Origin of the sequence: Bradyrhizobium huanghuaihaiense (assembly GCF_007830635.1) — a bacterium.
Classification (GTDB): Bacteria; Pseudomonadota; Alphaproteobacteria; order Rhizobiales; family Xanthobacteraceae; genus Bradyrhizobium; species Bradyrhizobium huanghuaihaiense.
This window is the reverse complement of the sequence record NZ_VLLA01000007.1, coordinates 49,127-62,608: the sequence shown is the minus strand read 5'-3', so window position 1 is coordinate 62,608 and position 13,482 is coordinate 49,127. Positions and strand designations below refer to the sequence as shown.

16 protein-coding genes are annotated in these 13,482 nt (G+C 65.1%); 7 read left to right on the top strand and 9 right to left on the bottom strand.

The genetic code is table 11. The features are described from left to right. Window positions 1–218 precede the first annotated feature (218 nt). Window positions 219–992, bottom strand: coding sequence for a gamma-glutamyl-gamma-aminobutyrate hydrolase family protein (locus tag IQ16_RS16495; RefSeq protein WP_020607842.1), 774 nt, complete (start codon window positions 990–992; stop codon window positions 219–221). A gap of 270 nt (window positions 993–1,262) precedes the next feature. Between IQ16_RS16495 and IQ16_RS16490 the strand changes: the two genes are divergently transcribed. Further along, window positions 1,263–2,420, top strand: coding sequence for an AI-2E family transporter (locus IQ16_RS16490; RefSeq protein WP_018642435.1), 1,158 nt, complete (start codon window positions 1,263–1,265; stop codon window positions 2,418–2,420). A gap of 6 nt (window positions 2,421–2,426) precedes the next feature. Here the strand turns inward: IQ16_RS16490 and IQ16_RS16485 are convergent, their stop codons facing one another. The 6 genes from IQ16_RS16485 to IQ16_RS16460 all read right to left on the bottom strand — a co-directional run bounded on the left by IQ16_RS16485 (window position 2,427) and on the right by IQ16_RS16460 (window position 6,102). Continuing rightward, window positions 2,427–2,723 carry an antibiotic biosynthesis monooxygenase family protein gene (locus IQ16_RS16485; protein ID WP_018642436.1) on the bottom strand — a complete coding sequence of 99 codons (297 nt, stop codon included), beginning with the start codon at window positions 2,721–2,723 and terminating at the stop codon, window positions 2,427–2,429. 99 nt (window positions 2,724–2,822) lie between these two features. After that, on the bottom strand, window positions 2,823–3,059 hold the full coding sequence (locus IQ16_RS16480) for a hypothetical protein (protein WP_018642437.1): 237 nt from the start codon (window positions 3,057–3,059) through the stop codon (window positions 2,823–2,825). Window positions 3,060–3,118: 59 nt separating this feature from the next. Then, entirely contained in the window at window positions 3,119–4,339 is a 1,221-nt protein-coding gene (locus IQ16_RS16475; protein ID WP_018642438.1) for a GGDEF domain-containing protein, read from the bottom strand. Between the two features lie 230 nt (window positions 4,340–4,569). Then, window positions 4,570–5,049 carry a 30S ribosomal protein S9 gene (gene rpsI / locus IQ16_RS16470; RefSeq protein ID WP_018642439.1) on the bottom strand — a complete coding sequence of 160 codons (480 nt, stop codon included), beginning with the start codon at window positions 5,047–5,049 and terminating at the stop codon, window positions 4,570–4,572. A gap of 1 nt (window position 5,050) precedes the next feature. After that, a complete protein-coding gene (rplM, locus tag IQ16_RS16465) occupies window positions 5,051–5,515 on the bottom strand; it encodes a 50S ribosomal protein L13 (protein WP_018642440.1) in 465 nt (154 codons plus the stop codon). A gap of 158 nt (window positions 5,516–5,673) precedes the next feature. Beyond that, window positions 5,674–6,102: a PaaI family thioesterase gene (locus IQ16_RS16460; RefSeq protein WP_018642441.1), complete on the bottom strand. Its 429-nt coding sequence runs from the start codon at window positions 6,100–6,102 to the stop codon at window positions 5,674–5,676. Window positions 6,103–6,188: 86 nt separating this feature from the next. Here IQ16_RS16460 and IQ16_RS16455 point away from each other — a divergent pair, with 86 nt between their 5' ends. The 4 genes from IQ16_RS16455 (at window position 6,189) to IQ16_RS16440 (ending at window position 9,671) form a co-directional block, all read left to right on the top strand. Further along, complete coding sequence (locus IQ16_RS16455) at window positions 6,189–7,013, top strand: enoyl-CoA hydratase (RefSeq protein ID WP_018642442.1); 825 nt, start codon at window positions 6,189–6,191, stop codon at window positions 7,011–7,013. Window positions 7,014–7,115: 102 nt separating this feature from the next. Beyond that, entirely contained in the window at window positions 7,116–7,700 is a 585-nt protein-coding gene (locus IQ16_RS16450) for a CoA-binding protein (RefSeq protein WP_018642443.1), read from the top strand. Window positions 7,701–7,848: 148 nt separating this feature from the next. Beyond that, window positions 7,849–9,129, top strand: a complete 1,281-nt coding sequence (locus tag IQ16_RS16445) for an O-acetylhomoserine aminocarboxypropyltransferase (RefSeq protein WP_018642444.1) — start codon at window positions 7,849–7,851, stop codon at window positions 9,127–9,129. A 197-nt stretch (window positions 9,130–9,326) separates the two neighbouring features. Further along, window positions 9,327–9,671, top strand: coding sequence for a hypothetical protein (locus IQ16_RS16440; protein ID WP_018642445.1), 345 nt, complete (start codon window positions 9,327–9,329; stop codon window positions 9,669–9,671). Between the two features lie 19 nt (window positions 9,672–9,690). Here IQ16_RS16440 and IQ16_RS16435 read toward each other — a convergent pair whose 3' ends face one another. Continuing rightward, on the bottom strand, window positions 9,691–10,773 hold the full coding sequence (locus tag IQ16_RS16435) for a COX15/CtaA family protein (RefSeq protein WP_018642446.1): 1,083 nt from the start codon (window positions 10,771–10,773) through the stop codon (window positions 9,691–9,693). A 109-nt stretch (window positions 10,774–10,882) separates the two neighbouring features. Here IQ16_RS16435 and IQ16_RS16430 point away from each other — a divergent pair, with 109 nt between their 5' ends. Then, complete coding sequence (locus tag IQ16_RS16430; protein WP_018642447.1) at window positions 10,883–11,104, top strand: DUF2842 domain-containing protein; 222 nt, start codon at window positions 10,883–10,885, stop codon at window positions 11,102–11,104. On the opposite strand, the gene IQ16_RS16425 is transcribed toward IQ16_RS16430, so the two are convergent. After that, a complete protein-coding gene (locus IQ16_RS16425; RefSeq protein ID WP_018642448.1) occupies window positions 11,088–12,137 on the bottom strand; it encodes a polysaccharide deacetylase family protein in 1,050 nt (349 codons plus the stop codon). The genes IQ16_RS16430 and IQ16_RS16425 overlap by 17 nt on opposite strands. A gap of 131 nt (window positions 12,138–12,268) precedes the next feature. On the opposite strand from IQ16_RS16425, the gene IQ16_RS16420 reads away from it, so the two are divergent. Next, entirely contained in the window at window positions 12,269–13,450 is a 1,182-nt protein-coding gene (locus IQ16_RS16420) for a GNAT family N-acetyltransferase (RefSeq protein ID WP_018642449.1), read from the top strand. Window positions 13,451–13,482 lie beyond the last annotated feature (32 nt).

Here is a 13,482-nt window from a genome sequence, read left to right as displayed (position 1 = left end):
TGCGCCTTGAATGCATGACGCAGTCCCGCAGGCCCTTCCCATCGCAAGCTACGGAAGCCGCAGATCTGAGTAGTGGCGCTCGCCTTCCCGTCATTGCGAGCGCAGCGAAGCAATCCAGATTCTTTCTGCGGAGGGATTCTGGATTGCTTCGCTGCGCTCGCAATGACGATGCGGCGAGGGCGTAGCTGAAACGCCTACTCACGCCTGAGTCCGCCCGCCTACGCCGCCGCCTTCTGCCGCGCCACCAGCGCTGCGCCGAAAGCCTCGAACAGCTTGCGGTTGATGGGATTGTGCTGCGGGTCGTATTCGGCATGCCATTGCACGCCGAGCGCAAAGGTCGGGGCTTCCGCGATGCGGATGGCCTCGATGGTGCCGTCCTCGGCGATGCCCTCGATCAGCACACGCTTGCCGGGATCCAGGATGCCCTGCCCGTGCAGCGAATTGACCCTGATCTTCTCGCAGCCGAGAATTTTGGCAAAGGCGCCTCCCGGCGTCAGGTCGACCTCGTGACGGTCGGCGAACACCACGGTCGGATCGGGATGGATCTCGCCGTTCTCGAGCCGGGGCATGCGGTGGTTCATGCGGCCCGGGATCTCGCGGATCTCCGGGTGCAGCGAGCCGCCGAAGGCGACGTTCATCTCCTGGAGGCCGCGGCAGATCCCGAACAGCGGCACGCCGCGCGCGACGCAAGCCACCGACAGCGCCAGAGCCACCTCGTCGCGATGGATGTCGTAGGGCTCGTGCTTCTCGCAGGGATCGACGTTGAAGCGGGTCGGGTGCACGTTGGCCCGCGCCCCGGTGAGGATGATGCCGTCGACGGTATCGAGCAGCGCCCCGATGTCGGTGATATCGGGCGAGCCCGCAAACATCACCGGCAAGCCGCCGGACACCTCGGCCACGGCGCGCAGGTTTCGCTCGCCGACCATCTGGACCTGAAATCGATTCTCGACGCGATGGGCATTCCCGATCACGCCGACGACCGGCTTTCTCATCTGTCGTTCCGACCTCCTCGCCGAAGAAGATTCTCCAAACATGCCCCTCGAATGGAACAAATTCAACAGAAGGGATCGCGGGACGGCAATGCTATTTTCGCGCAAATGCCGGGACCAGCGCGCGGATATGGCCCCTTTTGGCGCCGGGGACGTTGATGCTTTCAGGTTGGACGCGTCAAATCGGCACCGGGCCGGCACCGGGCCTGGCTTGATCCCCACCGGAATTTCGCGAAAGAGTGGCCGCCTGCAGCGTTCCGAAAAGGACCCGATGTGACCATTTCCAGAGATGAACGGCCCCGGACCCGCACCGATCAGGCTTGGGATCAGGCTTGGAATCAGGCCTGGGCGATCTCGGTCGGCGGCATCGGCATCGTGCTGTTCACCGCGCTGCTCGCCTTCACCTGGTATTTTGCGGCCACCCTGCTCCTGATCTTCACCGGAATGCTGCTCGGTGTCGGCCTCAACGCGCTGACCCATGCGCTCGGACGGCGCGTTCACCTGCCACACACAGTGCGGCTCGCGATCGTCTGCCTCGTCCTTGCGGTGCTGCTCGCAGGCGTCGCCTATCTCGGCGGCGCCACCATCGCCGAGCAGGCCTCCCTGCTCAGCAAGACCATCAAATCGCAGATCGGCAATGTCCGGTCCTTCCTGGAGAACCACGGCATCGACACCAGCGTGTTCGATCTCGGCAATGCCGCGCCCGCCACCTCCAGCGACGAGGGCTCGGCGCCCGCCCCAAGCCAGGCCTCGCACGGCGGCTTGCCGGGCGCAGGCGCACTCGCCTCCAGCGGCGGGGCGATCGTGAGCCAGACCTTCAAGCTGCTGTTCGGCGCGATCAGCGCCGTCGGCAACATCTTCATCGTGCTGTTTCTGGGGCTCGCCTTTGCCGCCCAGCCCGCCGTCTATCACGACGGCCTGCTGTTCCTCGCGCCTGCGAAGCACCGCACCCGCGTCACGCTCATCATCGACCGCATCGGCGAAACGCTGGAGCGCTGGCTGATCGCGCAGATCGTGGTGATGATCGCGGTCGGCGTCGTGACCTGGATCGGGCTCGCCATCATCGGCATTCCCGGCTCGTTCATCCTGGGGATCCAGGCCGGCCTGCTTGCCTTCATCCCCACCGTCGGCGCCATCATCGCCGGCGTCGTCGTGGTGCTGGCGAGCCTCGCCTCGGGCTGGATCCCGGCGCTGTCGGCCTTTCTGCTCTTCATGGTCGTCCACGCCATGGAGAGTTACGTGTTGACACCGCTCCTGCAGCGGCAGGCGCTCGACATCCCGCCGGCGACGCTGTTCGCGTTCCAGATCCTGCTCGGCGTCGTGTTCGGAATCTGGGGCCTCGCGCTGGCGCTCCCGCTGGTCGCCATCGCCAAGGTCATGATCGACCATTTCAAGACGTATGAGGCGCCGCCCCTCGCTGAGGCGGCGTAACCTCGCTCAGCTCGTCAGCACGGTCTCGGTGTGCTCGACCTCCGGCGGCGCGGCAAAATACTGGCCAACGAGGCCGCGCCATTCGATGAAATTCTCGGAGCCGCGGAAATCGACGGTGTGATTTTCCAGCGTCGCCCACTTCACCATCAGCCGGTAGCGCTGCGGCTTCTCGATCGACTTGTGCAGCTCGAAGCCGTGAAAGCCCTTGGAGCGGCCGAATGCGGCCTTGGCCTTGGCGACGGCGGCCTCGAAATCCTTCTCGCTGCCCGGCTTGACGTCGATTTGCGCGATCTCGGTGATCATCGGTTCCACCCTTTTTGTTGATGGCCGTGTCTACCGCAGACGGCGGCAAAGAAAAAGGCGCCGAAACGGCGCCCTGCCCGGCCAAAAAATGCAGGCCTGTCAGGCAAACAGCAGGGCCGTGCCCGCCACGATCAGCGCACAACCGACGAACAGCGCGAGCGGCCAATAGCTGCGGCCCTGCGTGTAGCGGCCCTGCGCACGGCGCTCGGTGATCAGCGCCGTCTCGTATTCGTCCGCGGTCGAGAACAGGCAGGCGAAGCCGCCGCGTGCCGAAGCGGCTTGCGCTTCGAGCGACATCAGGGCGGCCTGCGGGTTCTGTCGACGGATCGATTCCATGACCGCAATGGTAGGGATCGATTGGTAAACAGCGGATTACCGCAGGGCCGCCCTCGAGCTCACGCCGTGACCGGACGCGCCTGCGGCGCACCGACCCGCGCCGCGCTCTGGCGGCGCCAGTTCTCCAGCGACAGCGGCAGCTCCTCCGCCGCCTCGACGCGGTTACGGCCGCCGCGCTTGGCCTGGTAGAGCGCGGTGTCGGCCGAGGCCAGCAGCACCTCGAGCTCGGTGCCGGCCGGACCGCCGGCGACACCGATGCTGACGGTGGTGTCGACCGGGCCTTCATCGACGACGACGCCAGAGGTCTCGAACGCCTCGCGCACGCGCTCGGCCACCAGCACGCCCTCCTCCAGCGAACACGGCAGGAGCGCGGCGAACTCCTCGCCGCCGATGCGGCCCGAGAGGTCGGAGATGCGTAAGTTACTGACGACGACGGTCGAGAACAGTCTCAGCATCTCGTCGCCGGCGGGGTGGCCGAAGCGGTCGTTGATCGACTTGAAGTGGTCGATGTCGAAGATCATCACGGTGACGGGACGTCCGGCCTTGGCCTCGCGGTCGATCACGCGGCCGCAGGCTTCGGAGAAGCCGCGGCGGTTGAGCATGCCGGTCAGCGGGTCGGTCGACGCCGCGGTCCGGTGCGCCGTGACGGTGCGCTCCGACACCAGCATGAAGATCACGAAGACGGTGCCGACGGCGTAGAGCACGAGCTCGACCGCGAACACGGTGACCCAGATGCTGGAGGAGAAGCCGGCATCGTGCGGCCGCAGGAAGCTGCCGATCAGGATCGGCAGCATCAGCACGCAACCATGCATCACCGGCACGACAAAGGCAGGCCAGCGCCGTTGCAGGCTCTTGCGCCGCTCGACCCAGAGCTCGCTCGCCGTCACCGCCGCGTACACCGAGACGATGCCGGCGCCGATGATCATGCGCAGCATGGACGCAGTCGGATCGAGCAGCGTCACGGCGGCGACCCAGGCGAGCGCACCGAGCACGAGGCCGGGCCAGTTCGGCTTGCGGCCGTGGAACACGCGCGCCGCATTCCACACCATGCCGCAGGCCACGAAGCCGACGGCATTTAACGCCAGATAGAGATGCGGCCCCAGCCTCTCGCCGGCCGCCGTCCACAGTGCGACGGAGGCGGCACCGAGCAGATAGGCGGTGCCCCACCATTTCAGCGCAGGACTGTTCTCCTGCTTGCCAAAGAACACCATCATGGCGCCGAGCAGTGCGGCAACCATGGTGGCAACCAAATAGAGCGTGATGCTATCGAGCGACATCATGTCGGCCCCCTTGAAAACATAGCAGTTACGCGATCGGCACATCCGATTTGCGCGCCCTTCCGAATGCGACGCTATGTCCCGCGGGTTCCATTCAGGTTTTCACGCGTCCGCAAGTTTTCCGGAAACTCGTCGTCAATTTGCATACAAACGAACAATAAAAAGGGCGCTGAAAATCAGCGCCCTTTTGCATCTCATTGAAGCCGCTTTCGCGGCGAATGCGACCGAAGCGATTAACGCTTCGAGAACTGGAAGGACCGGCGGGCCTTGGCCTTGCCGTACTTCTTGCGTTCGACCACGCGCGAGTCGCGGGTGAGGAAGCCGCCCTTCTTGAGCACGGAGCGCAGCTCCGGCTCGAAATAGGTGAGCGCCTTGGAGATGCCGTGACGGACCGCGCCGGCCTGGCCGGACAGACCGCCGCCGGCGACGGTGCAGATCACGTCATACTGGCCCGAACGCTGGGCCACCGAGAACGGCTGCTCGATCATCATGCGCAGCACGGGACGGGCGAAATAGACCTCGACCTCGCGCGAGTTGACGGTGACCTTGCCGGCGCCCGGCTTGATCCACACGCGGGCGACCGCGTCCTTGCGCTTGCCGGTGGCATAGGCGCGGTTGAACTTGTCGACCTTCTTCTCGTGCTTGGGCGCCTCGGGCGCCGCCGCCGTCTTGAGCTGCGAGAGCTGGTCGAGCGACTGGATGGATTCGGCCATGTTATGCGGCCCTCGTGTTCTTGCGGTTCAACTTGGCGATATCGATCTTCTCGGGCTGCTGCGCCTCGTGCGGATGATCGGCGCCGCCATAGACACGGAGGTTGCCCATCTGCACGCGACCGAGCGGACCACGCGGGATCATGCGCTCGACGGCCTTCTCGAGCACGCGCTCGGGATGACGGCCCTCGAGGATCTGGCGCGCCGTGCGCTCCTTGACGTGGCCGACATAGCCGGTGTGCTTGTAGTAGGTCTTCTGCTCGCGCTTGCGACCGGTGAGGACCGCATGCTGCGCGTTGATGATGATGACGTTGTCGCCGCAATCAACGTGGGGGGTGTAGGTCGGGAGGTGCTTGCCGCGCAGGCGCATGGCAACGATGGTGGCGAGACGGCCGACGACCAGACCCTTGGCGTCGATCAGCACCCACTTCTTCGTCACCTCAGCCGGCTTTGCCGAAAAGGTTTTCATATCGGAGTTTCCGTGGACGGGAGATATCGGCGCGAACACCGCACCGGACTGGGCGGGTTTCTAGAGAAGTGGCGCGCAACGGTCAATGCCACAAGGTGGAAATTACACGCACAAAATCAATAGTTTAGAAATATGGTGCTATATTACCCGCAAAAAGCTCAAACATTTGGAATGGAATAGGTCGAGGTGACATGGGCGATCGGATCGGGTGAGGTGCCGGATAGGAGGTTCACCTCCCCGACCGCCAGGCGCTTGCCGAGCTTGAGCAGCCGCGCCTCGGCGAGCACGTCCTGCCCGGGCTGGCCCTTGCGCAGGAAATTAATGTTGAGATTGGTGGTGACCGCGAGGCCGATCGGGCCGATCGCGGACAGCAGCACCACGTACATCGCGAAATCGGCCAGCGCCATCAGGGTCGGGCCTGACACGGTTCCGCCCGGCCGCAGCATCCTTTCGCTGTAGCGCTGGCGCAGGAGGCAGGTCTGCCCGTCCGCGCTCTCGATCGTGATGTCGTCGCCACTGAAGGCCTGGGGAAACTCGTCACGGAGAAACTGCTCGACCTCCGCCACGCTCATTTTCGCCAACGCCATGCTGTTCCCCACCCTCGCTTCGGTCGCCCTGGTACATTAAGTTATCGGTGTCATCCAATTGCAATCATTCCACGGAAGTCGCGTCAATGTCCGTTCAGGCCGCCCGTGCCCCCTCCCCGCAACCGCAGATCCTGCTGCGGGAGACCGTCGGATCCATCGCGCTGCTGACGCTGAACCGTCCGACCGCGCGCAACAGCCTGTCGGCGGCGATGATCGCCGGCCTGCATGCAGAGCTTAATTCTATCCGCGACGACAAGGCGGTGCGCGGCGTCGTGATCGCCGCCAACGGGCCCGCCTTCTCCGCCGGCCACGACATGAAGGAGCTGACCGCGCGCCGCACTGACCCGGACCGCGGCCGCGCCTTCTTCGCCGAGATGATGAATGCCTGCAGCGCGATGATGCAGGCGGTCGTGCATCTGCCCAAACCCGTGGTCGCTGCCGTCCAGGGCATTGCGACCGCGGCCGGCTGCCAGCTCGTCGCCAGCTGCGATCTTGCGATCGCATCGGAGGATGCGAAGTTCGCGACGCCCGGCGTCGATATCGGCCTGTTCTGCTCGACGCCGATGGTGGCGCTGTCGCGCAACGTCCCGCGCAAGCAGGCGATGGAAATGCTGCTGACGGGCGAGCCTGTCACGGCCGACCGCGCCCGCGAGATCGGGCTCGTCAATCGCGTCGTGCCTGCCGGCACCGAACTCGGGGCCGCGATCGAGCTGGCACAACAGGTCGCGCTGAAATCCGCCTACACCGTCAAGCTCGGCAAGGAAGCGTTCTACCGCCAGGCCGAGATGAGCCTTGCGGACGCCTATCGCTATGCCGCAGAGGTGATGACCGAGAACATGATGGCGCGCGACGCCGAAGAAGGCATCGGCGCCTTCATCGAGAAGCGCACGCCGACATGGCGGGATGAGTGACCCCCGTCATTGCGAGCGCAGCGAAGCAATCCAGAGTCTTTCCGCAGGTAGCAGTCTGGATTGCTTTGCTGCGCTCGCAATGACAACAAGAAAAGATAAGTGATGAACCACGACGCCTATCCCGACAATTACATTCGCGGCATCCTCAACAGCGTGAAGTCGATCGCGATGGTCGGCGCCTCGCCGGTCAACGTGCGGCCGAGCTATTTCGCGTTCAAATATCTGGCGCAGCGCGGCTACGACATGATCCCGATCAATCCCGGCCATGTCGGCAAGGACCTGCTCGGAAAGCCGTTCGTCGCCTCGCTGTCGGACATCGGCCGCCCCGTCGACATGATCGACATTTTTCGCAACTCCAGCCACATCATGCCCGTCGTGGAAGAGGCGCTTACGCTCGACCCGCTGCCGAAGGTGATCTGGATGCAGCTTGGCGCGCGCGACGATGCCGCGGCGGCGAAAGCGGAATCGGTCGGTATCAAGGTGGTCATGAACCGCTGCCCCAAGATCGAATATGGCCGCCTGTCGTCCGAAATATCCTGGATGGGCGTGAATTCGCGCACGCTGAGCTCCAAGCGCGCGCCGGCACCGACGCAGGGCATGCGGCTATCCCTCAATCGGATGAGCGTCGGTGGCGGCGATACCGCAGCATCGGATCGCGCTGCGAAAAACAAGACCGAGCAAAGCTGACGCAATTGCGAAGATTTCGTTTCGCGAACGCGACAATGCGTAGCACGATCATTCCCAAATGATCCTGATGTGAAGCGGCGCCTTGACGGCGGACGCCCCGCCCATCAGCATGCCGCGCGATTTCAGACCAAGAGAACAGGACGCCTCAATGAGCGATCGCCCTCCGGGATTTTCAACCCTCGCCGTGCATGCCGGTGCACAGCCCGATCCGACCACCGGTGCGCGCGCGACTCCGATTTATCAAACGACATCATTTGTCTTCAATGACGCCGATCACGCCGCCTCGCTGTTCGGCCTGCAGGCGTTCGGCAACATCTATACCCGCATCGGCAACCCGACCAATGCCGTGCTGGAAGAGCGCGTTGCTGCGCTTGAAGGCGGTACGGCTGCGCTGGCCGTTGCTTCGGGCCACGCCGCGCAGGTCGTGATCCTGCAGCAATTGCTGCAGCCCGGCGACGAGTTCATCGCGGCGCGAAAACTCTATGGCGGCTCGATCAACCAGTTCACGCACGCGTTCAAGAGCTTTGGCTGGAACGTGGTGTGGGCCGATCCCGATGACATCTCGAGCTTCGAGCGCGCGGTGACACCGCGCACCAAGGCGATCTTCATCGAGTCCATCGCCAACCCTGCCGGCAGCATCACCGACATCGAGGCGATCTCGACGGTCGCGCGCAAGGCGGGCGTACCGCTGATCGTAGACAACACGCTGGCCTCGCCCTACCTCATTCGCCCGATCGACCACGGCGCCGACATCGTCGTGCACTCGCTGACGAAATTCTTGGGCGGCCACGGCAATTCGCTCGGCGGCATCATCGTCGATGCCGGCACTTTCGATTGGTCCACGGGCGGCAAATACCCGATGCTCTCCGAGCCGCGGCCGGAATATCACGGCATCCGTCTCCAGGAGACCTTCGGCAATTTCGCCTTCGCGATCGCCTGCCGCGTGCTCGGCCTGCGTGATCTCGGACCGGCGCTGTCGCCGTTCAACGCCTTCATGATCCTGACCGGCATCGAGACGCTGCCGCTGCGCATGCAGAAGCACTGCGAAAACGCCAAGGCGGTCGCCGAATTCCTCGCCGGCCATCCGGCGGTGGCCTCGGTGAGCTATGCGGGCCTGCCGAGCGACAAGTACAACCAGCTCGCGCGCAAATACGCGCCGAAGGGCGCGGGCGCGGTGTTCACCTTCAGCCTGAAGGGCGGCTATGACGCCGGCGTCAATTTGGTGTCGAAGCTGCAGTTGTTCTCGCACCTCGCCAATGTCGGCGACACCCGCTCGCTGGTGATCCACCCGGCCTCGACCACCCACAGCCAGCTCGACGACGCCGCCAAGGTGAAGTCCGGCGCCGGCCCCGACGTGGTGCGGCTCTCGATCGGCATCGAGGACAAGGAAGATCTGATCGCGGACCTCGAGCAGGCGCTGGGGGCGTAGTTTCCAGTCGTTCCGGGGCGCGCAAAGCGCGAACCCGGAACCTCGACGTTACTTTGCTCATCTCTAGATTCCGGGTTCGGTCCTACCGGACCGCCCCGGAATGACGGTGGCTGTTTTGGCCGCCGCCGGTTAACAGTCATTAACCATATCTGCCGCATACATCGTCCTTGGATCGCCCCCTTGATTCGGAGCCGACGATGCTGCGCTGGATGGTGCCTGCCCTTGCGGCGATGCTGACGGTTTCAAGCGCGCTCGCCGCCGATCTGCCGGCGACGGCGAAGCGGCGCGCTGCCGTGCCGCCGCAGGACCCGCCACAGGTCTATGTCGAGACCGATCCGGATGCGCTGATCTCGCCGGCCTACGGCATCGGCAGCTACATCCGCAACCTGCCGGGCACGCCACTCCTGCCCGGCTCCAACACCTTGCCGGGCTATTATGGCCGGCCCTGGAGCTACGATTATCAGGGCCCGTACTACGGCGGGAAGCAGGTCGATTATTTCTGGCGCCTGCCCTACGCCTGCGGCGTCTACGGCTATTGCTGATCAACCGGGCTGATGGTGATCAACCGGGCTGGCTGACAGGAACCGCGCGCGGCTGCGCTTGCGCAGGTTGTCGCGAGGCCAGCCGCTCCACCTGCATCACCGCCAGCGTCAGCACCACGATCGCGACCGCCTGGTGCGAAAGTGCGAGATCGATCGGCACCTGATTGAGCAGCGTGAGGATCCCGAGCACCGCCTGAAGGCTGATCGCCGCGAACAGCCACAGCGCGCCGCCGGCCGCTGCACCCGCGCGCGAGCGCACCGCATCGAACGCATGCAGCGCCGCCAGCAGGAACAGCGCGTAGGCCGTCATGCGATGCTCGAACTGCACGGTCAGCACATTGTCGAACATGTTGCGCCACCACGGCGTCTCGAACCACAGCCGCTCGGCCGAGGGAATGAACGCGCCGTCAATTTGCGGCCAGGTGTTGTAGGCGCGGCCGGCGCGCAGGCCCGCGACCAGCGCACCGAAATAGATCTGCACGAAGGTCACCACGAGCAGCAGCGCGCTGGTGACGCGCAGCCGCGCCGGCGCGGCGATCTGCGGCCGCTCCTTGAGCCGCCGCACCGTCCAGACGATGCCGGCGAAGATCAGCAGCGCCAGCAGCAGATGCGTCGCCAGCCGATATTGCGACACTTCCACACGCTCCGTCAGGCCCGAGGCCACCATCCACCAGCCGACCGCGCCCTGCAGACCGCCGAGCGCGAACAGCAGCCACAGCCGCCGCTTGAGCTCACCCGACAGGCCGCCGCGCCACAGGAAGAACAGGAACGGCAGCAGATAGGCGACGCCGATGAAGCGGCCGAGCAAGCGGTGGCTCCACTCCCACCAGAAGATCTCCTTGAACTCGGACAGGCTCATGCCTGAATTGAGCTCGCGATATTGCGGGATCTTCTTGTAGGCCTCGAACGCCTCGGTCCACTGCGTCTCCGAGAGCGGCGGAACGCTGCCCGTGACCGGTTTCCATTCGACGATCGACAGGCCGGATTCCGTCAGCCGCGTCGCCCCGCCGACCAGCACCATCAGCGCGATCAGCGCGGCCACGGAGATCAGCCACCAGCGCACGGCGCGGTGCGGCTCGGACGGGGTGGAAATCATCGTCATTTCAAGGACAAAACCAAGCCTGTGCCTAAGAGACTTGAACCGGACTGCGTGCCCCTTATAGTCCCCCGCTCCCGCAGCGCAAGTTACGCGAAAGCCGCAAAAAGTCGCCATGACGATCCGCACCCGCAAGTTCCTCGGCGCCATCCTGCTCCTGGTGCTGGCCACCGTCTGGGCCCTGCTCGGCATGGCGGCGGCGCAGATGCCGTGGATCGCCGAGTCCGGCTGGCGGCAGGCGATCTATTACGTCGTGGTCGGCATGGGCTGGGTGCTGCCGGCGATGCCGATCGTGAGCTGGATGCAGCGGCCCGATCGCGTCAAGTCTGGCCCGTAGTGCTGCCGGTCGGTCTCACCGGCGCAAAGGCGACACCTGATACCAGCACGCGCAGCATGCGCAGCGAGCGCACCCGTCCGTCCCATGAAATCCGCGGCAGCGCCCGCAGATTGGTGCGCCCCTCCGCCTCCACGATGCCCGGGATCGTCGAGACCGCGCTGGCAAAGCCCGCCTCCTCCGCCATCACAACGTGGTTGCGCCGGAACGAAGCGCGGTCGCCGAACGGAAACGCCAGATGCCGGATGTCGCGATCGAACGCGGATTCCGCCACGACCTTGCCCATCGTCATCTCGCGCAGCGCGGCCGCATCCTTCATGTTGGCGAGAACGGGATAGTTCACGGTCGCGCTGCCGATCGTGACCCGCGGGTCGGCAGCCAGCTTCGCCAGATCCTCCCAATCCATCGACGCTTCGCGCGAGAGCGCGGCGAGGTCAATCCGGTAGCGCGTGCAGAGATCGGCGATCGCAGCCGACAGATCTGGCGGGGGCAGCGAGCGCAGCCAGCTCTCCAGATACGAGAACAGCGCCTGCTTCTCGGCGTTGCCTGTGACGGTGAAGCGCTGCTCCCTGTCGCCCATCATCAAGCTGATGCGGCTCTCGCGCGCGATCACCTGCTCCAGCCCGAGCCACCAGGCTTCGCCGACGCCGTCGGGAAACGCGGTGGGCACATAGATCGTGAAAGGCACGGCGTGGCGTTCCAGGACCGGATAGGCGAAGGTGATGAGATCCTTGGGCGCGCCGTCGAAGGTCAGCGCCACGAAGCGCCGCTTCTCCGGCAGCGTCACCGCGCGCCGGCAGACCTCGTCCATGCCGAGAAAATCGTAACCCCACCGCTTCAGCGCCCGGATGGCGCGGTCGAGGAATTGCGGCGTGATCTCATGCTCGCGCAGCGGCTGAAATCCGCCGCGGCGCCGCGGCCGCACATGGGCGAGGCGCAGGATGGCGCCGGCCCCGCGACTGCGTAGCAGAGCCTGGCCGGTGAGCCAGGTCAGCTCGAGGCGCAGCCGTTCCAGCCATCTGTCGTCGGATGCCAATATCCCACCTTCGCGCTCGCCGGCGGCCCGTTCCCTCACCTATCCTCATTACTCTTTGTTGACATTTGTTTGCAAAGGTCGGCCACAGGCCGAACTACGCATTTTTTCGTTTTTCTCGACAGGTTTCGCGAATGACCATGGCTGCGGCGATGCAAAGCCGGACGGCAGAAGCGCCAGCGCGGTCGAAAGCGAGCCGTATCGCGCATGTCGATATCGTCGGAGACCTCGGCGAGGCCGAGGCGGTCTGGCGTGCCTTCGAGGAGCCCGGTCATCTCTTCACGCCCTACCAGCGCTTCGACCTGCTCGGCCCCTGGCAGCGGCAGGTCGGCGCTCACGAAGGCACCCGTCCCTTCATCGTCATCGCCCGCGACGCCGATCGCCGGCCGCTTCTGCTGCTGCCGCTCTCGCTGCGCCAGGGCCACGGCGTGCGCACGGCCTGCTTCATGGGCGGCAAGCACACGACCTTCAACATGGGCCTGTGGAACGGCGAATTCGCGGCACAGGCCGCCGCCGCCGATCTCGACGCGCTGCTTGCGCCGCTCGGCGCGCATGTCGACGTGCTCTCGCTGACGCAGCAGCCGCTGCGCTGGAACGATCAGCAGAACCCGTTTGCAGCCCTGCCGCGACAGAGCGCGATCAACGGCTGTCCGCTGCTGACGATGGAGCCGGGCGGCCCGCCCGCATCGCGGATCAGCAATTCCTTCCGCCGCCGCCTGAAGAGCAAGGAGAAGAAGCTCCAGACGCTCGCCGGCTACCGCTATCACCTCGCCACGACGGACGCGGACGTCACCCGCCTGCTCGACTGGTTCTTTCGCGTCAAGCCGGCGCGGATGGCCGAGCAGAAGCTGCCGAACGTCTTCGCCGAGCCGGGCGTCGAAGAGTTCGTCCGCAGCGCGTGCCTCGCGCCGCGCGGTGAAGGCCGCGTCATCGACATCCACGCGCTCGAATGCGACGAGGAAGTGATCGCGATCTTCGCCGGCGTCGCCGACGGCCAGCGCTTCTCGATGATGTTCAACACCTACACGATGTCGGAGCACGCCCGCTACAGCCCGGGCCTGATCCTGATGCGCTACATCATCGACCGCTGCGGCGAGCGCGGCTACCGCTCGCTCGACCTCGGCATCGGCTCGGACGAGTACAAGCGGATGTTCTGCAAGGACGACGAAGACATCTTCGACAGCTTCGTGCCGCTGACCTCGCGCGGCAAGCTCGCGGCGATGGCGATGTCATCGCTCAGCCACGGCAAGCGGCTGGTGAAGCAGAACCAGATGCTGTTCGATTTGGCCCGACGCTTGCGGCAGGCGTTCGGATAGACTTCGCAGTATCGTAGGGTGGGCAAAGCGAA

Excerpts from the sequence above, each read along its gene's own strand:
- IQ16_RS16495 (WP_020607842.1), bottom strand. The coding sequence starts at position 992 with ATGAGAAAGCCGGTCGTCGGCGTGATCGGGAATGCCCATCGCGTCGAG.
- IQ16_RS16485 (WP_018642436.1), bottom strand. The coding sequence starts at position 2,723 with ATGATCACCGAGATCGCGCAAATCGACGTCAAGCCGGGCAGCGAGAAG.
- IQ16_RS16480 (WP_018642437.1), bottom strand. The coding sequence starts at position 3,059 with ATGGAATCGATCCGTCGACAGAACCCGCAGGCCGCCCTGATGTCGCTC.
- IQ16_RS16475 (WP_018642438.1), bottom strand. The coding sequence starts at position 4,339 with ATGATGTCGCTCGATAGCATCACGCTCTATTTGGTTGCCACCATGGTT.
- rpsI (WP_018642439.1), bottom strand. The coding sequence starts at position 5,049 with ATGGCCGAATCCATCCAGTCGCTCGACCAGCTCTCGCAGCTCAAGACG.
- rplM (WP_018642440.1), bottom strand. The coding sequence starts at position 5,515 with ATGAAAACCTTTTCGGCAAAGCCGGCTGAGGTGACGAAGAAGTGGGTG.
- IQ16_RS16460 (WP_018642441.1), bottom strand. The coding sequence starts at position 6,102 with ATGGCGTTGGCGAAAATGAGCGTGGCGGAGGTCGAGCAGTTTCTCCGT.
- IQ16_RS16455 (WP_018642442.1), top strand. The coding sequence starts at position 6,189 with ATGTCCGTTCAGGCCGCCCGTGCCCCCTCCCCGCAACCGCAGATCCTG.
- IQ16_RS16450 (WP_018642443.1), top strand. The coding sequence starts at position 7,116 with ATGAACCACGACGCCTATCCCGACAATTACATTCGCGGCATCCTCAAC.
- IQ16_RS16445 (WP_018642444.1), top strand. The coding sequence starts at position 7,849 with ATGAGCGATCGCCCTCCGGGATTTTCAACCCTCGCCGTGCATGCCGGT.
- IQ16_RS16440 (WP_018642445.1), top strand. The coding sequence starts at position 9,327 with ATGCTGCGCTGGATGGTGCCTGCCCTTGCGGCGATGCTGACGGTTTCA.
- IQ16_RS16435 (WP_018642446.1), bottom strand. The coding sequence starts at position 10,773 with ATGACGATGATTTCCACCCCGTCCGAGCCGCACCGCGCCGTGCGCTGG.
- IQ16_RS16430 (WP_018642447.1), top strand. The coding sequence starts at position 10,883 with ATGACGATCCGCACCCGCAAGTTCCTCGGCGCCATCCTGCTCCTGGTG.
- IQ16_RS16420 (WP_018642449.1), top strand. The coding sequence starts at position 12,269 with ATGACCATGGCTGCGGCGATGCAAAGCCGGACGGCAGAAGCGCCAGCG.